Origin of the sequence: Anaerobiospirillum sp. NML120448 (assembly GCF_023050945.1) — a bacterium.
Lineage (GTDB): Bacteria > Pseudomonadota > Gammaproteobacteria > Enterobacterales > Succinivibrionaceae > Anaerobiospirillum.
In genome coordinates this window covers 62,094-84,435 of the sequence record NZ_JALKIM010000011.1, presented here as the reverse complement: position 1 = coordinate 84,435, position 22,342 = coordinate 62,094, and the positions used below count along the sequence as shown (strand labels likewise).

Genomic DNA, 22,342 nt, shown 5'->3' with positions numbered 1-22,342 from the left:
GTGATGCAGATCACTATGCAGGCTATATAGCATTAAAATAGTGTAGTTTGCATTACTCAACTTTTTTTGAGTTAATCAATAAAAGTTGGCGTAGCATGGACGTTTCGTAACTTTGTCCGTCTATATGGCATTAATGGAGCTAACGTTGGTGTTTACATATAAAGCCATAGTAATAATCTCTCTTTATAATTAGTTCTACTGCAAACAATCCATCAGTAGAAAAGGATAGTAAAAATAAAGATCCTGCTGGGTCTTTTGTTAAAAGAGTTAAAGCAACGACTGTGCCAAAACTGATATTGATATGATGTGATACAGCTCTAAATGCCATATTTATCATGTTTTCTTTATAATGTAATGAGCTGTTAAGCAGTACTGTTGTTTTTATTTCTTAATGATAATTTGGACTTTATTAACTAGTTTTGCCGCTGGGCTGCTCAAATTGGTTTTGGTATACACAGTGAACTTTCAAAAAGGCAATATAAGCTCAATTTAGGCAATAGACTTAGTTATGTAGCTAAGGCAATACTTATTCTTTGAAGGCATTAAAGAGATTTTTGACTTTATTAACTAGTTTTTGCCGCAGGTCTGCTCAAATTGGTTTTGCTAGACAGAGCTCAGTGGGATAAACATTGGAGGTGGCAAAGCTAAAGCCAAAGCCAAAGCCAAAGCCAAAGCCAAGGTTAAGGCTAAAGCCATGGCTAAATTAAAGCTATGGCAGGGTATTGCCATAGCTTTAGGATAATGGTTGGGTTGTTTGGGTAGAGGGCTTCTGTTAGATCCTGATTGGGGATGGAGTTGTTAGAACTGGCATGCAGATCCTAGAGAGTAGCATGGGCAGGTAGAATGCGGCAGCGCAGACTAAGAAGAGGACTAGGAGGACAAAACCAGCGTCTTGCAAACTTAAAGTTAGGCCAGTAATGATATCCATGCGCATGCTGGTAATCAAAGAGCTGACGATTTTTTCACCTACACGAATAATGAAGCATAAGGCTACAAACTTTAGGGCACAGCCTAGAGCCAAACTAACGAAGTTAAACACAATAAAACGTGTTTGTCTGAACACTGCAAAGACTATGGAAATGGAACCGAACACCAAGATAAAGAGTACTGATAGATAACGAACGATATAAAGAATAAATAAAAAGCAAATTGCGACATACATGAGCACCATAAAGATAGCAAAAAAGATGGCATTGTTAGGGGATAGGGTTTGAGCAAAGTCTGCAACAAACTCAAAGAACTCGTTAAGCGTCTGAGTAGTAGTCATATTGCCTAAAGAGTTTCCATTGAATAAAGACAGCAAAGAATTAATTATGTCAGTGGCAAAATCATAGCCATTGAGTAAAAAGAATCGTATTAAGCCGAATAAGAAGATAAGTTTGACAAACTCAACGGCAAAGGTAAAAAGTGTTCCTTGCTGTAAGATTAAATAAATACCTCTACAGGCAATAGCCAAAACTCCCAGATAGAAGATTAAGTTTTTAGAAAAGATGTAAATAGAGCGCTTCATAGCCAGTATTTCAGCCTCAAAAGCACGTAGAATTTGAGCTAAGTTCATCTCAAATCCTTGACCGTTGGCAGCGTAGCTATTAAAGCTCCAAGTAAGTAATGCAATTGCTAAAAACAATTGGCTAATTTTGGCTCTTCTCAGTACAGCCCCAACATCACTTAAGGTTTGATAAATGCTGTCTTGGTACTCAAGAGCACCATCGAGCCTCAAAAAATTCAACATAGAATATTTCTCCTCAACTTTCTAACCTGAGTCTTATTGTTGAGTTTTAGGTATTTTGTTAGGCAAAGTAGTTATTTGAGTATTTTTGTAAGAAGTGATTTCTTTAAAATAACTATCAAAAGCTAATTGCTCATTACTTTGTTTGGCCTGAGCATGGCTTTGTAACTTGGTAATAACAGCTAGTTGTCCATTAAGGTCAATCATGGAAGAGGCTACTGCTCCATTGATTTTCGAGAGTGCATCTAAAGTTCCTGCCTGACTTTTATTGTTTTGGCTCTCTGATACTAGGCTTTGCAGCGCAGTAATTTGCTCACTAAGTTTGCGATTCATAGCTTCGGCATTTTTATAAGCTTGCATCGATTGACTAATAGAGCTCTCATCAAGATTTTTCATGGTCTTAGCTAAATCACAGTGACGACCATGTAGGCAATGTTCCCAAGCTTGTGCTTTTTGAAAGGAAGCATAGTAGTGCTGAGCATTACCAAACTCTTCCCATACAGCTTTAGAGGCATAGAGCAAGGCAAGAGATTGATTTTGCAAGTCTGATACTTGAGACCAGCTATGCTTAAATTGCATAGCAAAGTTTTCATCCATAAGCTTTTGCGTATCAGTTAAGATGTTGTTGCCCTCAAAAAGCTCTTCAATTTGTTTAGCTTGATTAATGTTATCCCTAGCCCATTGCTCAATAGCAATAATCTTTTGAGTAATGCTTTCTGCTAAGGAGGCACCGTCTATTACAGGTAAGTTGGCATAAGAGTTAAAGGGTGTAAACAAAGAAACACCCAAGGCGAGCTTAAATAAGAATACTCTTAGCCTAAATTTACAATTAAACATCATGATTACATCCTAAATTTCTTCTCATCAATCCCTGTGCAGAGCTCTATACCAAGGGCCATGCTTTGCTAACTAAAGGCAAGGCAAGGTAAAGCCAAATTAGGCTCTAAGCTACAGTCAACTAAGCTTAGAAAAGCAAGCAGCTATCTTGGCTTTACTTGTTTTTGTCCTGTTCTTTCCTTTCTTGTTAAGGCATGGTGGCCCTGAGTAAGGACAAACAGTGTCTTTGCTAGAGCTTGCCTCCACTTTGCTAGCTAAAGTTACCTTGATAGAGCTAGCGTTGATATGAGCTGTGATGGGCTCATGAAAGGAGGCTGTAGCTTTTTGGGCTGCAGGTAGCGGTTGTTAGTTTGTCATTTATTTGGCTCTTTGCCCTTTGCCTATTTCACTGTGCTTTGCGAACTGGCCCTGAGCTCTGGCTCTGGCCCTGTGTTTTGCCTTATGGGCTAGGGCGAGGGCTCTGGGAGCGGGCGTTATATGTTAGTGATTTGAGGTCGTATAGGGTTGTGAAAAGTAAATGTCCTTAACCAAGGTGACGTTAAAGGAAAAACCTGGCTTTACTTTTAGGGTAGGAGCCATATTCATATTGCGTTCAATAACATTGGTTAGTACACGTCCTATACTTTGGCCTAGGCTTTGGCTAAGTGCTCCATTAATAGTTAAATCGCCGTCATCATCTCGCTTATCATCAACACTCAGAGAGATACCAGCAGTAACACCGCCTAGTAAAATGGCATTACCTATCATTCTCATAAAATGATTGTCGACATCAGCGCTAAAGCCAGAATAGCCATCTAAACCAGAGCCAACCATAGCTCCTAAATCCATAGCCTTACCATCAGGGAAAATGACACGATTAAAGGCCATCATTAAGCGCTCTTGTCCCATCATAGGAGCAGAGGCATATTGACCTACTACCTTGCTACCCTTAGGAATTAAGATATGACGACCATTAGGGGAATCATAAACATCTTGGCTAACCTGAGCTTGTACTAAGCCAGGTAAGTCTGAGTTGATGCCTGTAAGTAAAGTACAAGGGATCACTGCGCCTTGGCGTACTAAATATGGAGAGAGCACTTCTTCAACTTTACCTACCATAGTAGTGTCGTGATTTACTAAGGATTGATAGGCATTAAGAGTTTGGTGAGGCTCAATGCGTGAGTTTGCTGAAATAAGGCCATTGCCATTGCCGTTTGCTGCGTAGGCTTGATAACCATTTACTTTTTGTAATTGGGCTAACTTAGAGGCAGCATCATTAACATAATTTTGAGCAAGGCTATTATTAGCAAAATTGCTGTTGCTGTTGCTGTTGCTGTTGCTACTGTTACTATCAAGGCCCTCGGCAGATGGGTGTTTTAAGCTTGAGTTATTGGTATTAGCAACTGATGCTTGGGCACTTAGAGCTTGTAATAGGGCTTGTGCTCGAGCGGTGGCAATATTTGCCTGTAGCTGCTCTTTAGGTGATGGGGGAGTAAAGATTTGAGGCTCCCAGGTTGGTTCTGCATTTGGGGCTGTTACACTCAAGTCCTCAGTTTTAGGCTCTTGAACATTGTATTGGGAGTCATACATATCAAGATAGTACTTATCAGATTTATTGCGGCCACTATCTTCCATAGCAGTTATGTTTTCTTGAGCCTTCTTCTCTAAATAACTAACAATATTAGCCTGAGATGGAAGCTTTAAAGTACTGTCATCAGAGCCATCAGCAAGTCCATCATGCTCCTGAGCATGGGTATTAGCAATATAGATGGCTAAAATCACTATAGCTAACATGCCTAGTAATAGTATGACTAGAGGTGCTTTGGTAACATGACCAATACGCACATATTGATTAAGCTGTTGCATGATAGTCTCCTTTTAAGGCTGATGTGACTCTAAATCGTTGTTTACTTGAGCTAAAGACATATTAGGATCAAAGATAAATACCGAATGTTTGCGTACTAAAGCTGTGCTGGTATTAGTACTCTTAGGATCTGTGCTTAAGGTTCGTTGCATTACTTGACTAGGGATATCAAATTTATAAACCCGTCTACTTTGATTGGCTTTATGCTCTGAGCTGGCAGTTTCATTGTGTGCCCTTTCCTGGTTGTTGCTCTTTTGTAATAGCTCATGATTGTTGCTATGAAGCCCCTCTGGGAGACTCTGAACATCATCCTTAATGGACTTAGTATTTAAGCTAGGGCTAGCGCTGGTGCGGGCGCTTAAACTTGCCTTAGGGTTATTGCTGTTACTGGCAAGGGCATGGTTAGATAGCATGGCTGATGATTGTGAGGCTACAGTTGCATCTTTAGTCAGGCCAATACTATTACTATTACTCTTAAGAGGGCTTGGCATTGGTGCTGAATGCTCTAATGCTAAAGAGTTCATAACGTTTTTAGCATCAGTTTGTTGTTTAGCCACCATATTAGAGGTGGAGCTCATATGAGTAGCAGTTAGAGCAGGAGCTTTCTTTAGAGAGCTAACTTTGCTGCTTGGAGAAGTGGCAGTGTCTGAGACTATTTTGAGTGACTGCTTTGCTGCTGCGGTAGGAGCTGCGGCGGCTGTTGCAGAAGCTTCTGCTGGTGTTGCAGCTGCGGCTGAGACTGGGACGGCTGCTTTAGCCACTGAGGCTGTTTTAGCGAGTGATTGGCCTTGGGCCTTGCTATTGGCCTTGGCCTTGGTTTTAGCTACAGTGGTGGCTTTGGTATTGGGAGTTGGGGCATTGTTTTGAGAGCTGGCTGTTTTAGTGATAGCTGATGGCTCATGGGTAATGCGTGTAGATTGGGTGCGGCGTGCTAAGGTTGATGGGGGAGCGATAGGGCTTAAGACAGTGTTGATAGCCATGGTGCTGACAGGCTGCCCCTGCTCGTCAAAGAGCTTGGTAAGCTTTAAATCAGGAGTGGAGAGGCTTACGAGCATGGTATGTAAGGATGGCTCTTTAAAAACCTTGTTTTCAAGATAAACAGTATGATTTGGGCAGTTTTCTGCTACTTGACATAAAGCTAGACCTTGCTCAGTTAAGGTATTGGCTAATACCTCATGACTAAGGGCAGTTAAAGTGTTGGCTTTTTCAGCTTTAATCAGGCCATAAGTGGTGCTATTGATAGGGTAGTAGCTATTTAGTACAGGTACTATTTGCTCATAAGCATGGTATAACACCTGCTTTTTAGCAGCGATTTCTTGCTGAGACACTTCTTTATCAAAAACCACTAAATTAGAAAGAGCCTCAGTATTAAGCTGACATCCTGTCAGTAAAGAGCTGGAGACGGCCAAAGATAGAACGGTTGCTTTAAGGCAACTAGTCTTGGCAGACATATGCTCTTGATGGTGGGAAAAATGTTCTAATGTTTTCATAATCGTGCCTTGTTATGCAAAGGAGCCTAATAGCCTTTAAAGCTAGTAGGGCGGGCGCAAAAGCTTGCAAAGTTGCTTATGCTTTAAATAACAATGTTCTACTCAAACCTATCTACCAATCATCAATCTTGGCAAACTAAGCCGTAGCAGCGTTAAGCGAGCGCAGCGCTGCTAACGCCCAGTCATCAGGCTAGTAAAGCCTAATAGGCATGGGGCGCTGCTGTTTAACCGTGGCCTAACAGTAGCTTAACCGTTGCTTAGAAGCTTAAATTTTGGGCGTAGCTGTCCTCTCCTCAATAAGCGAGGCTAGGCCTAATACCAAAGCTAAAGCATGGCTATAAGTGGAGCTTGCTATTGGGGTGGTGTTGCGCAGAGCAAAGCTAAGCTAAGTAAATCAGAGCTGTGCTGTGCTGTGCTGAGCTAAGCTAAGCTAAGCTAAGCAAAGCTGAGCTAAGGCTGGTTAGCAGCTACCAAGCATGTTCTTTTAAGTGATTTAGGAGTGATAGGTCGATAACGTAAAGTAAAGCCTTGGAAATTATGATTGGTGGATAATGTCAGCACTCTTGGCTACGCCATTATCTTGATTTCCTGACATCAGGCGAATGTGTTCTGGAAGACCATCAATAATAAATTTGTTGTCTTTGATGCGATAGTTAGTGACTGCTATATCGTCTTCACTAAATAAGTGAGTGCCATTAACTACTACTAGAGCAGGTAAAGTACTATTCATAAGCTTGGGTGGCATTTGCAGGTAAGTTTTCTTGCCATCATTAAAGGTACGGATAGGATACAAGCTCTCATCACCACTATAGCGATAGCTAAAGTCCAAGTTATCAATTAGCACGGGATCTTGATCGCTATTAGTAGCGATAGTGCGTGTTTTTAATTTATTCATGAGGTCAGATTTAATCTGAGCAAAGTTTTGTAAAGCCTGCTCTGGATAGATAAAGGAAATTTGAGGCATAAACTCCTTATCACTAGAGCTTAAATCAAGGTAATAGGTGCGCTTATCAGTGTAAATACGCAAGTTTGATTGCAAGCCAATATCAGTAGGCTTTACTATGATATGTTCTATCATGCCTTGGGCAGAGCCACTAGCAGTGCGCTCAATAATCCAGCGGGTGCTATCTCCTACCTTTAAATCGACCACAGTTTCATTAGGCTCTAAGGCAATATCACAAACATGGAGTAAAGAGCACACTAAATTAGGTCGAGAAGCGCCATAAACAAAGCGTACACTGGTAGCATCACTAACTTGTGCTCGGCTTACTTTACCTTTAGCGCCTTTATGACTATTAGCCTTGCTTAAGGCATCCAATACTTTTTTATCCTCAGCGCTAAGCTGGTAATTACTGCCACTAACGGCAATAAGATCATCCAGGGCATCATCAGCCATAGCTGCTCTAATGCTTTGGAACATAACAAAAATGCAAGTTAGTATGCTAAGCGCAAATAGTAAGTAGTGTTTAAAAGGGTGGGCATTTACATTGGTCATAGTGTCACCTGAAAACTGGTAATCAAGTTGATAAGTAGCAGTAGCTTTCTCAAGGCTGTGCGCAAGACATGGCTCAAGGCCTTGCTCAAGGCTTGGCTCAATAGTGCTATTAAACAGGGCTTTGTGATAAGCCTCTGTCTTATCCACTCCATGGTGGTCTAAAGATTGAGTAAGGCATAAAGAGCCTTTATCGTCTTCTAACAACTCCATTAGATAGCGTAAAAAAGAGCTGTTCTGCTTAAAGGGCTCATTTAGCACTATAGGATCGGTAGCCTCCTTAGCTGCGCAACAGTGGGAGCTATCGCTATCGCTGTCTTTGCTAATAGCACTGGATCTTGCGCAACTACTGGCACTTGCGTAGGTACCAGCACTTGCTGGTGCGCTGCTAAGTGCGCAGGTAATCGCACTGGCACTAGCACTGGTGCTAGTGCTGGCGTTAAGACTGTTGAGAGCAATAGTGCTTGCTAGGCTGTAGTCACTGTGAGGACAGGCGCTAGCAGGAGGATTAGTAAGGACGGTGGAGTCTTTGCCATAATTTAATCTGCTATTAGGGCTATGGGCCATGCTGTTATGGCCTTGGCCTTGGGTATGGCCTTTTACTTTAACTATAGCCTTAGTGTTGGCTTGTTGTTGAGCTTGTACATAGGCTACAGCTAGGGCTTTAGCTCGAGATTTAGATTTGGCTTTAGCCTTGGCCTTGGATTTAGTCTTAGATTGGCACTGATGCTGGGCATTTTGATTAAACATAGTTAGCCGCTTCTCCTATCTGTGAGCTTTAGGCAATAATTGGGGTGACCACTAATTCTTTAATAAAAAGATTTAGTGGGTTGAGCATCAATAAATTAGGATCTTGGTAGTAGCCAGCAGTGATTTCATAAGATACCAAAGCGCGCATCTTTTGATTGTGGCTGTAGAGATCATCACTATTGGTGCGCTTTTCTAACCAATCAATTTGATAGGTGTAATGGTCTAAAGGAATAACATTGGCAATCTCAACTTGCACCTCTTGTTTGTCCTGAGGATCAAGAGGGTTAGACTTTTCAAAAGTGCTTTGTAGTTGGTTAAAGACTTTAGAATCACGCTTGAGACAAGAGAAAACATGGCTTAGTGCTTTCTTTTGCATATTCTTGTCAGGAGTAACCATACGCATATCGCTAATAAAGTTGCATAGCTGGGAGCTAATCACCTGCTCTGGTACACTCTTCATATAGTCGGTCTTTTCATCAATAGTGCCTTGGGCTCTCACTACACCATGGGTATCAACAGTTACCACATAAGGAACTACAGTAGTATCCATAGAGCGGGAGATAAAAGCTGCCAAAGAGAGAAAAGCAAAGCCTAAAGAAATAAAGAGTATGGCAGTATTGCTAATAGAGCCTTTAAAGGCACTTAGCTCAATATTGCGCTTTTGAGTGCTGTTAAGAGCAAAAGGTATATGGTTAGAGTTGCTGCTATTAAGCTCACGCTCTTTTTTGCCCTTACTATGATTGGGGGTGCGGCCCTGGCTCTTAGCTTGGCTATAGCCTTGATCTGAGCTTTCCATGAGATCTAAGTCTTGGCCCTGGTAAGAGCCATGATGATGTGAGGAGTTTAAGCACTTCATATAGACATCCTTGTAGTTAATAGTAAAAAGAAATTTCTTACACCATAGATCCAAGGCGGGATCTAGGCTGTAGTTTGGTTCTGTATTAGGGCTATCAAGATAAATACTGAGCTGTTGCTTACTACGGCTATCAAGCTTGAGCTTGATATTAAGCTCGTTATAGTGCTGGCTTTTAGCCTGTATCTTGTCCTTGATAGTTGTAAAGTGCTGGGCTGTGGCAGTGTCATGAGCGCCTACCTTTAGGTATTGGCCCAATAAATCCAATTGCTCTTGGGCTTTGGCCTTAGCATAGGCATCAGTAATAATGACATCGCACGCAGGAGCAGGCCCTAAGTTTTGAGAAGAGACAAAAGTAGCCTCAGTCCCTAATGATTTAAATAAGTGTCGCCCTAGATCTTCTGTATCCTGTTGGTAAGTGGCCTTAAAAGTTTGCATGGCAAGAGGCTCATTAGCCACATCAAGCTTTTGTAGCCGCTCTAAGTGCCGTCCTATAGGCAGTACCACTTGAGCATGACGAGTTGATGGCAGTGCTAGGGGAGCCTTTTTACCCTCAGCTAAATCTTGTAAGGTAAGATTCTTTAAACCTCTGGCAGCACCCTTGGTAGTTCTTTTAGCGTTATGCTGCTTAGTTACCTTTTGAACCTGAGCTATAGCCTGGGCCAGAGCCTGAGCTGAATCAGGTACTTGGGCCCTGGCCCTGGCCTTGGCCAAGGCCATATCCTTAGCTCTGACAATATCTTGAGCCTGAACAGAGGCGTGCTGCTCGTGCTGCTCTGACTCTGCTGGTTGTTTTGGCAGCAGCAGCTGCTTTTGCAGCGGCTGTTGCCGTAGCTTTAGCTTTGGTAGCTGCTGTTGCCGTAGCGGCAGCTCTTGCTGTAGCTGTGGCAGCTGCTGTTGTTGCAGTTGCTGAGCCTGAGACTGTGGCTGCTGTTGTTGCTCTGGCTGGTCATGGGCTTGGGCCTGGTCTTGTGTAGCTTGGTTAAAGGTAGCTGTTAAGGATAAAGTGCAATCTTGGTAATCATATTTAAAGTAATCAATACTTATTAATGGCACTTCATCAAAGCAAGTACTAGCCTTGCTCTGGTTTGGCTTAGTTAACATAGGCTTGACCTTTAGTAGAATTAAGCGCTGTAGGCAATATCTGAGTTAGCTCTTTGCTTTTGTTTATGATCAAGTGTCGGCTTCTGCTCTTGCTTTTGCTCTTGAGCTGGCACTTGCGCAGGCATTGCCTTGAGGTGCTGCTCTTGTTCATAGGCGTTGAGCTTATTAATGAGGCTGTTGAGATCATAAGAGGCTAGGGCCTTGGCTCCAAACTGCTTATAGTAGTGATAGAAGTTAGGGCCAAAACGACGGTATAGCTCGTCAATAAGTGCTACTTGGTGATCGCCTGCAAAGCTTAATAAGTTAAGCTCTTCTTTAGACATCAAAAGATTAAACATGATGCGTTGATCGCCTTTAACAAAGTAATAGTCCTTTTTAGGTACTCCATTGGCTATCTTGGTAATTTCGCTATCACTCAAACCCATTAATTCATAGGTGTCATGCAAGGCTTGGGTATTAGCATCATAGTTAGCTAAGTAAACTCTAGTCTTGGCACACTCTAAAAGGTTGAGAAAATGAGGTGAGCTTTGTAGGTCGCTTAAGGATTGAGTAGCCAAAATGACCATCACATTGTATTTACGTAAGGTCTTAAACCACTTAATTAGCTCACTGGCAAAATGCTCATCTTGGAGCATGAGCCAGGCCTCATCTAAAATAATGGCTCCTGGGTGGCCATCAAATTGCTCTTGTAGTAAGTGGAATACTTGTTTTAAAACAGGTAGAGAAAATGCACTTGAGGATTTGAAAATATCAGCACACTCAAAAGTACATAGGCCATGTCCTATAGCTAAATTACGAGAGCCATCTAAAATGCAATGTTGAGCATTAACCTTGGTGTAAGGAGCAAGAGCTTCTTTTAAAGGGCGAGAAGCTAAAGTTAAATGTAATTCACTTAAGCTGCGCTCACTTGGTTCTTTGCCTTTGAGAATATGAAGACACTCAATCAGCTCATTCTTTTCACTAGGGTTAATATGGTAGTCATTGAGCTCTAAGAGCAGCTCTAAGAACGATAAAGCATAATCGCAATCTAGTTCGCTCTCTAACTTGTATAAAGGGCAGAGCATGGCTTGAGAGTTATTAAAGGTAATATGCTGTCCATTTAAGGCTTTAGTCAGGGCATAAAAAGAGCAGCCTTTATCAAAAACAAATAGTCTCATATCACGATAACGGGATAAGTTTAAAATCAGACTACCTAAGAATACTGACTTACCTGCTCCTGTAGGGCCGATAACTAAGGTGTTGCCAAGGTCACTATCATGCAAATTAAGGTAATAGCAGCTCTGACCTGTAGTTCTAACCTGCATTAATGGGGAGCGCTCAGGGCCATACATATTGTTCGGGCAATAGCGCTCACCTTTAACAGGTAAAGATAGAGGAATCATGTCTAAGAGCACATCTTGAGAAACAATAGGACGGCGTAAGTTTTCAAAGAAATGGCCAGGAAGTGTTCCCAAATAAGCATCAAAGGCATTTAAAGTTTCAACACGGGCGCATAAACTGGTGCTTTCAATAGCCTTAATAGCTAATTTTGTTTTATTAATTAAGCGCTCGTAGCTCTCATCAGCCAAGATAAGGCAGGCACTATAAGAGCCAAAAACCACTTCATTGTTATCCAAAGCTCTGGTTGCCTCATCAATATCATGCATTTGATCTAAGGCATTTTGGTTAACACGGGCATTTTCTAAATTAAAGAGCTGAGCCATAAAGCCCTTGGACTTTTGAGCCCAGAAGCGACGGTATTTGCTTAGTAAATTTCTACTCTTTAGCTGGTCAAAGTAGATGAAACGGGTGTTGTAGCGATAGCAAAAAGGCAAAGTTCCCAGAGCATTTAACATGCCCTCATGGCTATAAGAAGGTAATCCCTCAATAGCAATAATGGAGAGTAGTTTGTTATCAACCTTAGGAGTATCGCCGTTGATAATATCGTAATTGCTAAGAACGCTATCTAAGAAAACATGTGCTCCAGGGTGAGCAATCTTTTGCTCCTTAGCGCAGACACATTGGTTAATAAAGGACAGTAACTCATTGTTTACCACCCCATGCCTTACTCGAGCTCTACCGCCATTGCCATTGCCATTGCCATGGCCACAGCCCATGCCAGAGCCATGGCTCTGGCTCTGGGCCAGGCCTTGGGCCTTAGCTTTAATAAAAGCTTCGTCTAGCTGCTCTTTACCTAAAGGGCGTACTTGCATAGTCAACTCTAAAGTGTCGATTACGCTTTGGCATACACCTTTAAACTCGTTAATGAGGTTTTTAACCGCTTCGTATTGGTTAGCGTTGTTAAAGTCTTGTAAGACTAATTTATCAATTTTGCGGCTATGGCTACCCTCAGGAAGATAGGTAATGGACATAATAATACGAGTATGCAATGAGCCTTCTTTCATAAAAAGCTCTGCTCTCTTCTGTTCGATATCGCACAGTACCTCATGGTCATGCTCTAAATTAGGCAAATAACCATGATCCTTATTGCGTATTACGTCTATTTGTAGGCAAAAATTGTTACACAGCTTTAATAGGGCTTTTTGATTAAGCTTATACAAGTGCTCAATTTGAGTATCAGTCATATTCGACATATCTGGCACTTCTAATTCATAGCAGCGTAATATTGCTCCAGACTTGAGAATAACCACATCATCCTCAAGAACAGCATAGTCCAAGAGATCACTTACTGAGGCTCTAGTGTTTGCTTTGCTGGTAATAATCTTAGAGCGTCTCATCACTAACAATCCCAGTAATAGACACCAGGCGCAGGCAATTAAAGAGGCCTGAAAACAAAGAGTTAACATGATTTATCCTTAAATTTTTTAACTTAGTTAGCGATAAACTTTAAAAGAGCTGCAATGCCAGGAACTTTGTGCTTGGTAATACATGTGATAGCGCAACTGCCTGATATAAATGTGATGTAGCAGCATGTCTTTTTTGCCCATATGTACGAGCAAAGCAAAATTGAAAAAGCCAATTACCACCATGCTAATAGTGATAACTAAATCCATGGCTAAAAAAGCAAAAGTGCCACAAGTTAGAATGTTGATTAAAAACAACTCTCTATCACAACCAAACATTTGATTGTTATTACCTAAAGAGTGATAAATACGATGGTTACTCACTGCCGCCTCTGCCCAATTACAATTGAATCACTGTAAAAAGGTGCACCTTTAAGCCTATCAAGATGCACCCACCAAATACCAAAGTTAAGTTGGAAGTATTAATTAGCTAACATGTCAGTAAGTGCCTTGCGTCTTGGAAAGCCTGCTCGTTCTACCTAAACTTACAGGCTTACATGGCAAAGCAATCTTTAAGTCCCAAACTCACAGCCCAAGCTCTAAGATCTAAGCTCCAGGGCTGACCATACCAGGCAAGATAGCAATGCTAGGCTATGATTGGTCTGCTGCCCTTTGTCTGTGCCAGTTGGCACCTGCCAGTTGGCTGCTGGCACCAGGCAGCTTTTTGTTAATGTTGTTAGTGAATATGTGAGCTGGGAAGCGCTGCATTTAGCTAAGATTGTTGTTAGTGAGCAGAGCTCTTAACTAAGACCAATAGAGGCTCCGTTAAAGAAGTTGGTCATTAAAGAGTTAGCACCAATAAGTAGGGTCATAACCATAATGATGTAGATAATGGTGCGAACAAAAGTCGATATTTCACCACCCATTAAGATTAAGGTGGCACCACTAATGACAATACCAATTAGTGCTACAGAAAAGGCAACAGGGCCTGTTAGAGATTTTTGAAACATGAATAGCCAGGCCTCATAAGGTAAAACCGAAGAGACTCCTGAGGTTGAGGCCCAGGCATGGTTGTTAAGTACAAGTAAAGTAGTAAGCAGTCCTAACAAAAGAAGTGACTTTGCAGAAATATAAGGTACTGCTATAAAGCGCTTGATATTGTTTAAGTAAAACATAGCAATTACTCGGATTTAATAAGTTACGTAACAGACAGTCCATGAAATTAACTACATAAGCAGCCATTTCAAGGCGGAACCACGGTGCTCAGCCATATAAGCTGATGCACTAACCAACAAATTGATGTTTTCAAGGCAAAAGCATCCCTAGGCCCTTAAAATCTAGTTTTAAGTTCCAAATACAAACAAAAAAAGTTTAAATACCAGCTAACTAATCAATTGCCTGCTAGGCTTTAAAGTACAAGGAAAATGTCAAGTCAAGGCCAAACCAAAGCTATGGCAAAAGCCATGGCTAAAATTAAAGTTAAGGCTAAAGTTGTTAAGGCTAATAAGTTCAGGCTTGTAAATTCAGTTAGCTAATTCAAGGCGTGCACTTGATAGGAGGTGCCATCTAAGCCAGTCAACTGAACAATATCGCTAATATGGCGATGGGGTTGACGCTTAATTTGCACTATGACTTCTATAGCTTGCGCCACAAGAGAATTAATGTTGTTAGGTGCTGATTTATTTCTTGAAATCAATAAGTTAAGGCGCTCTAAGGCTTGAGTAGGAGAGCCAGCATGAATGGTACATAAACCACCATTATGACCAGTAGATAAGGCATCTACCAAATCTAAAGCCTCCACTCCACGTACCTCTCCGACAATAATTCTATCTGGTCTTAATCGTAAAGCGCTGCGTACTAAGCGTGACATATCAGTATAGTCATTGGTATAGAGACAGCTATGATTAGGGGCGCTAACACTAAGCTCTGGAGTATCTTCAATAGTAATAATGCGCTCATTAGGACAATGAGTTTCAATTTCATTGATGAGGGCATTTATTAATGTAGTCTTACCAGAACCAGTAGCTCCTGAGACTAAGATAGATTTATGATCGCAGATGGCTTGTTGTAATACTAAAACTTGCTTAGCACTGATAGTGCCACGACTACTTAAGTCAGCTAAGGTTAGTTTTAAACAATTATGACGGCGAATGGAGAAAATAGGGTTACGTACTAATGGAGGCAATAAGCCCTCAAAGCGGGAACCATCAAAAGGAATTTCTAAAGAAACAATGGGACTATTAGCATCAATTTCAATACCCTTTAATGAAGCGGCAGTACGAATAATCGACTTGCCTTGAGCGCTAGAGAGCGTGCCTAAAGAGCTCATACGGCCAGTGTTATCTTCTACAAACAAAGAGCCATCGCAATTGAGCATAATCTCATTTACATGAGGTGCTCTTAGCGCTTGACAAATTTGTGGCCCAAAATTGCGCATGAGATTGTTATACCCCAGCTCATCATAAGCTGAGTCAAACATGTGATTTTGGTTGTTAGAGATAATATGGTCGCTCATAACATAAGCTCCAAAAAACAATTCAGCAATTAGCAAGAAACGGCTTAGATAGGCTCTTGCCGTGGCCAAAAATATAGCACTGGCCTTAAAAAACTCTCTAAAAACCAAGTAAATTTTTGTTAACTAGATCACCCTTTCAAGCGTCAAACCAACACAAACAAAGCCACAAAATAGCACGCCAATGGCTTATATAAGCCAAAATCACCACCACCATCCATAGCTACAAAAAAATTATAAGCCCCTGATCTCAACAAAACCGCATGTATAAGCCCTTTTTGCTAACACTTTCCCAAAAAAATTCACCCAAAACCAATAACCAGCCCCTCAACACCATTACGAATATATGCACAGTTAGCAACAAACCAGTAAAAACAAATCCCTTACCACCCAAAAAAACAAGCTATCAAGCATAGCAACTCCACGTGCTATCAACCAAAACAGCTATTTAGCAACTCCCATAAAAGCGCCCGCTCACCAGCGCCATTGCATAACTCCAAGCTCACAAGCAACGCAATTAACGCACTCTTACAAGGTGTGGCTTACCTAAAATAGTACTTTTAGCTAACAAAGCCATACGCCCCATAAAAACATCATTGCCTAAAGGCTCTGACCAAAGCCCTTACCAAAGCTTTAGCCAATGGCTATTGCTAAGTGGTGGCCTTGCAAAATAGCCCAGTATTTACGTACCTAAGAGCTGTTTAAAAGTATGGCTGTACTAAAAGTAGCTATTAAAGCAGTCGCTCAAAATAAACGAATAAGAAGATAGGGGCTTACTGGGTAGTGGAGAAAAAGAGCTCTTACAGCAGCACACTATTGGCTAACAGAGCAACATAAACAACAAAGCCGTACACCTTTGCTAACAAGGCCGCCCCAGCCACCAAAACAAAGCCTTACAGCCCTTGGTAAATATCATTTCCTAAAAGCTATGACCAAAGCCTTTACCAAAGCTTTAACCTAGGGATATTGCTAAGAAGTGGCCTTGCTAAACAGTCCAGTGGTTGCGTCCTTAAGAGCTGTTTAAAAGTTTGCCTGCGCTAAAAGCGGTTATTACAGGCCGTCCATCAAAATAAGGGAATAAGAGTATAGGATATTACTGGGTATAAGAGACAAAGAGCCAATATCAGCAGTAGAGGGTTGCAAGCTCATTACTGCTCTTAAACAGAACAAGGACTTAGCTAAGTAATCAGTAGTAGTGCCTATTAAGCAGTAAAGCAAAGTAGATAACCAATAAGGAAATGCTCTCAGTCGATGCTGCCTTTACCAAGTATTAGGACTTAACCAATTAATCAGAGGTTGGTACTGTAGGTACTTATGGATAAGGGGACAGCATATAGAGCTATGGGAAGATAAGTTTAGGTAGGGGCCTTTTCTTTTATTAGGCCTATAAAACAAGCCAGTGTGGGTAGCCTTTAGCAAGTCATAAGGAAGTTAATGGCCTTATTTCAAGCGTGGTGCTTTCTTGAGTAAGACGGCAACCTTATTAAGTAATATTAATTTGCTGAGATGCTAGTAACTGAGTGATAATATAATTTCATTACTAGGCTATAGCCTATAGGAATTATTCTAACTACTAAGTTTCAGAGATTTTATCCATGATGATGGCTAATGATGCAATTTACCCTATGCTAAACAACCTTTTTGAGGAGGACTGTTTAGTTTGTATGGAACGCATTCCAGATCAGTCCATCGATATGATCTTGTGCGATTTGCCCTATGGTATTACTCAGAACCAATGGGATTGCTTAATTCCTTTAGATTTGCTCTGGGAGCAGTACTGGAGAATTATTAAGCCTAATGGAGCTATTGTACTTACCTCATATGGCATCTTTACTGCGCACCTTATCTTAAGTCAGCCAAAGACCTTCAAGTATAAGTGGGTTTGGGAAAAGTCTAAGTCCTCTAATTTTCTCAATGCTAAGAAGCAACCTCTGCGTAAGCATGAGGACGTTTGTGTCTTCTACAAAAAACAGCCAACCTATCATCCGCAAATGACTCAAGGTGAACCTTATGATAAGGGCATTAGAAAGAATCAGTTAAGTGGTAGCTACGGTAATTTTGACCCTGTGCATGTAGCAAGCTCTGGAGTGCGCTACCCAACAGACATTATTTACATAAAAACAGCTGAGAATGAGGGTGAGGTCGTTCACCCAACACAAAAGCCTATAGAACTAGGAAGGTATTTTATTCGCACTTACTCTAACCCAGGGGATGTAATCTTGGATAATACTTTTGGCAGTGGCTCTTTTTTAGTGGCAGCCTTAATGGAAGGTCGCAACTTCATTGGCATTGAGAAAAATGAAGATGTGGCTTTATTTAAAAAAGAACCCATCAACTACATTGAGGTTGCCAAACAACGCCTCTATGCAGCCTGGATAAACCTAGATGAACCAACTAGAGATCACTTAGCCAACATCAATCTTATCAAAGATTTTTCTGATAAATACAATGAATTTGCTCTCACCCCAATACGAAAGCTAGTAAACGAATAGCCACGGCAGCCATTTCATAAGAAGTTCTAACGCCCTTACTTAAGGCTAATGCTAATGCTAAAGCATAACCCTATGATTGAACATAAGAGCAATTCATATGATAGGTAATATAGCGCCCGCTCTGTAAGGTTAGCAGTGCATGATGTTTATGTTAGGGCTAACTTTAAATGAATTTTCAGAAAAATGACATAGTAGTTGTAGACTGTACTCAAGCAAAAGTATAAGTCTTGCTATTGAGGTTTGGGTGCTAAGTGAAATTGCTAGGGCGATTATTTTTTTAGGAGCAGGTCATGGGTAAAAGGGTGGGCGATATAGCTGTTGAGACTGAACCAGTGTCTTGTAAGCATATGGTAGTGCTTGGGGCTACCTCTGAAATTGCTGTTGCGACTTTAAAGGAGTTTGCTAAAAAAGGGCAATGGCATTTTAGTTTGTGCGGGCGTAATGAAGAGGCGTTGCGGCATTTAGCTGTGGAGCTGGTGAGTAGCAATGTTTCCTGCTCGTGTCATTACTATGATACGGCTATGAGCGCTGAGGATATGCAAAAGCTGTGGGAGGGCTTGGTAAAGGAGCGTAGGGTAGAGGTTTTATTTTGCGCTGTAGGGTATTTGGGAGATCAAAAGTTAGCACAAGATTGTCCTGATGAGGGACAATTAATTTTTGAGGCCAATTTTAATGGCTTAGTGCCTATGATTGCTTTTGCAACAAACTATTTTGAGGGGCTAAAGCAAGGTCATATTATGGTTATAAGCTCTGTTGCTGGTGATAGAGGCCGATGTTCTAATTATTACTATGGAGCATCTAAAGCTGCTATGAGTGCTTATTTATCGGGATTAAGAGTAAGGCTGTATAGTAAGGGCGTACATGTAATCAATATTAAGCCTGGCTACGTAAAGACTCGTATGGTCGCACATAAGAAGTTGCCTCCTTATATTAGTGCCAGTGTAGAGACTGTGGCTCACGATATTGTTAATATCTACTATAAGCCAAAGGCTGTGGTGTATACAATGTGGCTATGGAGCTACATTATGCTGGCTACCAAAATGCTTCCTGATTTTATTTTTAAGCGACTTAGTATGTTTTAGCTATACGGATAGTTACCTATTGTTTGTATAGTATGTTATTGAGCTTCTTTTATGAACTTAGGTGATTACCATAGAAAACAATATTTTTAATTGAAGCTAATCACACTAGTATTTAAAAATTAGCTAGATATGGCATATAATGGTCTATAATACAATCTATAGGATCTAAGCGCTAATACTGATTAATGTACTAATTTACTTGCTTGGTAGGATTCAGCTATGCAAAAGTTTAATGAAGCGACTCGTGTACAGATTCCAGCAATGATTCATTTAGCTCGTTTAGGCTATGATTATGTCGGAAAAATCACCAATGAAGATGCTTTAAATGAAGATGCTTTATTGGATGTGGATAGTTTGCCTGATAACAACAAAGCGTTTGATCCTACCAATAATATTTTACTAAATATTTTTAAAAAGCAATTTGGGCGTTTAAACCAAGATTGTTCTGTGCCATTTAATAGGGTATTTAGTGATCTTCGACAGAGTCTACGTAATGATGATCTCGGATCTGTTTTCTACAACAACTTTATACAAGGTTCTTTATATAAGTGTATCGACTTTGAGAATGTAGAGAATAATGTCTTTAGCTATACAGCTGAGTTTGCTTGCTGTAATGGGGATGATCAATTTCGTCCTGATATTACTTTGTTTGTTAATGGTTTACCTTTATGTTTTATTGAAGTAAAAAAGCCAAACAACAAAGGAGGTGTCGTTGCAGAGCAAGAGAGAATGAACAAATCTCGCTTCCCTAATAAGAAGTTTAGAAAATTCTTTAATATTACTCAGCTTATGATCTTCTCTAATAATATGGATTATGACTCTCAAGGTGGAATTACACCTATTCAAGGCGCATTTTACTGTACAACATCCTATACTAATGCTCCTTTTAACTGTTTTAGAGAAGAGATGGGGTTAAATAAAGATGTAGCCCCATTTCATGCTAACTTTGATTATTTGCCTGATGATATAGAGCTTAAAAACAACATTTTGAGAGACTTTAAGGCTCAAGACATTGATGTCACATCAGAGTTTAATACAAATTTAAGCTTCAACTCACCTACCAATCGAATCCTAACTTCTATGTGTTCCAAGGAGCGTTTACTATTCTTGCTTAAGTATGGTATTGCTTATGTGAATATCAAAAAAGAAGTTAACGGACACATTGAGTCTATTTTCCAGAAGCATATTATACGCTATCAGCAAATGTTTGCTTGTTTTGCTATACAAGACAAACTAAGCAATGGGGCTAAAAGCGGTGTAGTTTGGCATACTCAAGGTAGTGGTAAAACAGCTTTATCATTTTTCTTACATAGATATTTAACTGATTATTATAGTAAGCAAGGAAAGCTTGCTAAGTTTTACTTTATTGTAGACCGCTTAGATCTTCTAGAACAGGCCTCTCAAGAGTTTACTGCCAGAGGTTTAGAAGTTCATACTGCAAGAGATCGTGCTGCTTTAATGAGAGAATTTAGATTAAATCAAGCCTACAATGGCGCAAGTGGCAAGCCTGAAATTTCAGTTGTTAATATCCAACGCTTCAAGGAAGATACTGAGGCGGTGGAAATGCCTGAATATGACAGCCACATACAAAGAATCTTTATTCTTGATGAGGCTCATCGTGGATATAAGCCTAGTGGATCCTTTCTAGCTAATCTATTTGCTGCTGATGAGGCAGCTATCAAAATAGCTTTAACAGGTACACCTTTACTTAAGGAGGAGTGTGCTTCTTCTAAGGTATTTAGCACCTACTTCCATACTTATTATTACAATAGCTCTTTAGCTGATGGTTATACTCTGAAACTTATTAGAGAAGACATTCAAACAGAGTATAAAGAGCAGCTAAATTCTGTATATGAAAGCCTATCTAAAGAACAAGTTCAAAAGAAAGACGTTAGAAGTGAGCAAATATTCACTCATCCTAAATATGTTAAATCATTGTGTGATTACATTGAGCAAGATTTCCGTGATTTCAGAGAGTTGCAAAATGATAATACTATCGGCGGTATGATTGTTTGTGCCAGTTCTGATCAAGCTCGTGCTGTATATCAGTCCTTTAAAAACAGGGAAAATAAAACTAACTTAAATGATGCTATTAAAGCTGAATTAGTTCTTTATGATAGTGCTGATAAAGATGAGCAAAAATCAATAGTTGCAAACTTCAAATATAACATGACTGTTGATATTTTGATTGTCTTTAATATGTTGCTTACTGGTTTTGATGCTCCTCGTTTAAAAAGACTATATTTAGGTCGTTCGCTAAAAGACCATACACTATTACAAGCATTAACTCGTGTTAATCGTCCTTACAAAGAGCATAAGTACGGCTATATTGTTGATTTTGCTGATATTAAGTCAAATTTTGAAAAGACCAATGAGGCTTATTTAAGGGAATTAGAGAAGTTTAACTCTTCAGAGCTTATTCTTGATGGAGAAGAAGGTTCTGGTCTGGGCAATAACTTTCTTGTTAATAATCAAGAAATAGTTGATGGGATGAAAAAAATCCGCAACTGTGTGTTTGATTATTCAGTTGACAATATGGAACTCTTTTCACAGGAAATTAGTCAAATTGATGACAAAGATATGTTGATTCAGTTAAGGGCAAATCTAGTCCAAGCAAGAGATTTTGCTAATATTGTTCGTACCTTTGGCGATGATGAGCTAAAAGAGCAGTTTGCAAAGTTGACCTTTTCTAACCTTAATATAATGTTAAAAGAGGTTCAATCTCGTATTGATTTAATGAACCAAAAAGATATTTTTCAGGCTGATGAGCTTACCTTATCAGCTATTAAACAGGCGTTAAAGTTCATTGATTTTACTTTTACAAAGCTATCACAGGAAGAGCTTACTATGATTGATGGAGGCTCTAAGCTTAAAGAGCAACGTAAAAAGCTTGTTCTTGATTTTAGTGCTATAAAAGATCAAGATAATCCTGAGTTTATTTCACTAAAAGAAGCTTTTCATAAGCGTTTTAAGGATAATGGTTTTGTTATCAGCTCTGTAGAAGAGTATAGACAAACTTGTTACGAGTTAGACGATTTGTCTAAGAGGTTAAATGCCGTTTATACAAAAGAGCAGCAAGTTCTAAGAAAGGTTAAGGATGATGTTAAATATCTTCGTCTTTATAATAAAATTCTTTCTTTAAATAATAACAGAGAAGAATCAAATCAGCCTAAGATTCTTTCTGGTAGTAAAGAAGATATTTTCACTTTTATCAATAATGTCAAAACTGACATTGATGAACTACTGTCTCAAAAAAAGCAATCTGTTAATAATGACGGGTATTTTAGTGATGAAGTCTCTAGATTTGTTGCTCAACGCTTAATGGAACTATCTTCAGACTTTACAAGCATTAGTTATAATAGAAAGGTTTTAAGTGGATTTGTTGTTGATGAGTATTTAAACCAGCATTCTGCTTTTTATTCATCTTGAGACAAG

General features: G+C 40.0%; 14 protein-coding genes. 3 read left to right on the top strand and 11 right to left on the bottom strand.

Translation table 11 applies throughout. The annotated features are described in order from the left end of the window. Positions 1-139 precede the first annotated feature (139 nt). The 11 genes from MXE38_RS03600 to trbB form a co-directional block, all read right to left on the bottom strand. On the bottom strand, positions 140-328 hold the full coding sequence (locus MXE38_RS03600) for a hypothetical protein (RefSeq protein WP_246911545.1): 189 nt from the start codon (positions 326-328) through the stop codon (positions 140-142). 444 nt (positions 329-772) lie between these two features. After that, positions 773-1,732: a type IV secretion system protein gene (locus MXE38_RS03595; RefSeq protein ID WP_246911541.1), complete on the bottom strand. Its 960-nt coding sequence runs from the start codon at positions 1,730-1,732 to the stop codon at positions 773-775. A gap of 33 nt (positions 1,733-1,765) precedes the next feature. Next, on the bottom strand, positions 1,766-2,569 hold the full coding sequence (locus MXE38_RS03590; protein ID WP_246911539.1) for a hypothetical protein: 804 nt from the start codon (positions 2,567-2,569) through the stop codon (positions 1,766-1,768). 477 nt (positions 2,570-3,046) lie between these two features. Then, the gene (locus MXE38_RS03585) at positions 3,047-4,411 is read right to left on the bottom strand and encodes a TrbI/VirB10 family protein (RefSeq protein WP_246911537.1); all 1,365 of its coding nucleotides are present in this window, start codon (positions 4,409-4,411) and stop codon (positions 3,047-3,049) included. Between the two features lie 12 nt (positions 4,412-4,423). After that, positions 4,424-5,899 (bottom strand): hypothetical protein, encoded by a 1,476-nt coding sequence (locus MXE38_RS03580; RefSeq protein ID WP_246911535.1) that lies wholly within the window; start codon positions 5,897-5,899, stop codon positions 4,424-4,426. 535 nt (positions 5,900-6,434) lie between these two features. After that, positions 6,435-8,141 carry a P-type conjugative transfer protein TrbG gene (gene trbG / locus MXE38_RS03575; protein WP_246911533.1) on the bottom strand — a complete coding sequence of 569 codons (1,707 nt, stop codon included), beginning with the start codon at positions 8,139-8,141 and terminating at the stop codon, positions 6,435-6,437. Between the two features lie 28 nt (positions 8,142-8,169). After that, positions 8,170-10,098, bottom strand: a complete 1,929-nt coding sequence (locus MXE38_RS03570; protein WP_246911522.1) for a type IV secretion system protein — start codon at positions 10,096-10,098, stop codon at positions 8,170-8,172. Positions 10,099-10,118: 20 nt separating this feature from the next. Continuing rightward, complete coding sequence (locus MXE38_RS03565) at positions 10,119-12,884, bottom strand: hypothetical protein (RefSeq protein WP_246911520.1); 2,766 nt, start codon at positions 12,882-12,884, stop codon at positions 10,119-10,121. Positions 12,885-12,911: 27 nt separating this feature from the next. Then, a complete protein-coding gene (gene trbD, locus MXE38_RS03560; protein ID WP_246911517.1) occupies positions 12,912-13,205 on the bottom strand; it encodes a conjugal transfer protein TrbD in 294 nt (97 codons plus the stop codon). A 416-nt stretch (positions 13,206-13,621) separates the two neighbouring features. Continuing rightward, positions 13,622-13,996: a TrbC/VirB2 family protein gene (locus tag MXE38_RS03555; RefSeq protein ID WP_246911514.1), complete on the bottom strand. Its 375-nt coding sequence runs from the start codon at positions 13,994-13,996 to the stop codon at positions 13,622-13,624. 356 nt (positions 13,997-14,352) lie between these two features. After that, the gene (gene trbB, locus MXE38_RS03550) at positions 14,353-15,336 is read right to left on the bottom strand and encodes a P-type conjugative transfer ATPase TrbB (RefSeq protein WP_246911511.1); all 984 of its coding nucleotides are present in this window, start codon (positions 15,334-15,336) and stop codon (positions 14,353-14,355) included. 1,592 nt (positions 15,337-16,928) lie between these two features. Here trbB and MXE38_RS03545 point away from each other — a divergent pair. The 3 genes from MXE38_RS03545 to MXE38_RS03535 all read left to right on the top strand — a co-directional run bounded on the left by MXE38_RS03545 (position 16,929) and on the right by MXE38_RS03535 (position 22,336). Then, positions 16,929-17,825: a site-specific DNA-methyltransferase gene (locus tag MXE38_RS03545; RefSeq protein WP_246911508.1), complete on the top strand. Its 897-nt coding sequence runs from the start codon at positions 16,929-16,931 to the stop codon at positions 17,823-17,825. Positions 17,826-18,115: 290 nt separating this feature from the next. After that, positions 18,116-18,907, top strand: a complete 792-nt coding sequence (locus MXE38_RS03540) for an SDR family NAD(P)-dependent oxidoreductase (protein ID WP_246911506.1) — start codon at positions 18,116-18,118, stop codon at positions 18,905-18,907. A 219-nt stretch (positions 18,908-19,126) separates the two neighbouring features. Then, on the top strand, positions 19,127-22,336 hold the full coding sequence (locus MXE38_RS03535; RefSeq protein ID WP_246911504.1) for a type I restriction endonuclease: 3,210 nt from the start codon (positions 19,127-19,129) through the stop codon (positions 22,334-22,336). Positions 22,337-22,342 lie beyond the last annotated feature (6 nt).

Excerpts from the sequence above, each read along its gene's own strand:
- MXE38_RS03540 (WP_246911506.1), top strand. The coding sequence starts at position 18,116 with ATGGGTAAAAGGGTGGGCGATATAGCTGTTGAGACTGAACCAGTGTCT.
- MXE38_RS03585 (WP_246911537.1), bottom strand. The coding sequence starts at position 4,411 with ATGCAACAGCTTAATCAATATGTGCGTATTGGTCATGTTACCAAAGCA.
- trbB (WP_246911511.1), bottom strand. The coding sequence starts at position 15,336 with ATGAGCGACCATATTATCTCTAACAACCAAAATCACATGTTTGACTCA.
- MXE38_RS03570 (WP_246911522.1), bottom strand. The coding sequence starts at position 10,098 with ATGTTAACTAAGCCAAACCAGAGCAAGGCTAGTACTTGCTTTGATGAA.
- trbG (WP_246911533.1), bottom strand. The coding sequence starts at position 8,141 with ATGTTTAATCAAAATGCCCAGCATCAGTGCCAATCTAAGACTAAATCC.
- MXE38_RS03545 (WP_246911508.1), top strand. The coding sequence starts at position 16,929 with ATGATGATGGCTAATGATGCAATTTACCCTATGCTAAACAACCTTTTT.
- MXE38_RS03565 (WP_246911520.1), bottom strand. The coding sequence starts at position 12,884 with ATGTTAACTCTTTGTTTTCAGGCCTCTTTAATTGCCTGCGCCTGGTGT.
- MXE38_RS03535 (WP_246911504.1), top strand. The coding sequence starts at position 19,127 with ATGCAAAAGTTTAATGAAGCGACTCGTGTACAGATTCCAGCAATGATT.
- MXE38_RS03590 (WP_246911539.1), bottom strand. The coding sequence starts at position 2,569 with ATGATGTTTAATTGTAAATTTAGGCTAAGAGTATTCTTATTTAAGCTC.
- MXE38_RS03580 (WP_246911535.1), bottom strand. The coding sequence starts at position 5,899 with ATGAAAACATTAGAACATTTTTCCCACCATCAAGAGCATATGTCTGCC.
- MXE38_RS03595 (WP_246911541.1), bottom strand. The coding sequence starts at position 1,732 with ATGTTGAATTTTTTGAGGCTCGATGGTGCTCTTGAGTACCAAGACAGC.
- MXE38_RS03600 (WP_246911545.1), bottom strand. The coding sequence starts at position 328 with ATGGCATTTAGAGCTGTATCACATCATATCAATATCAGTTTTGGCACA.
- MXE38_RS03555 (WP_246911514.1), bottom strand. The coding sequence starts at position 13,996 with ATGTTTTACTTAAACAATATCAAGCGCTTTATAGCAGTACCTTATATT.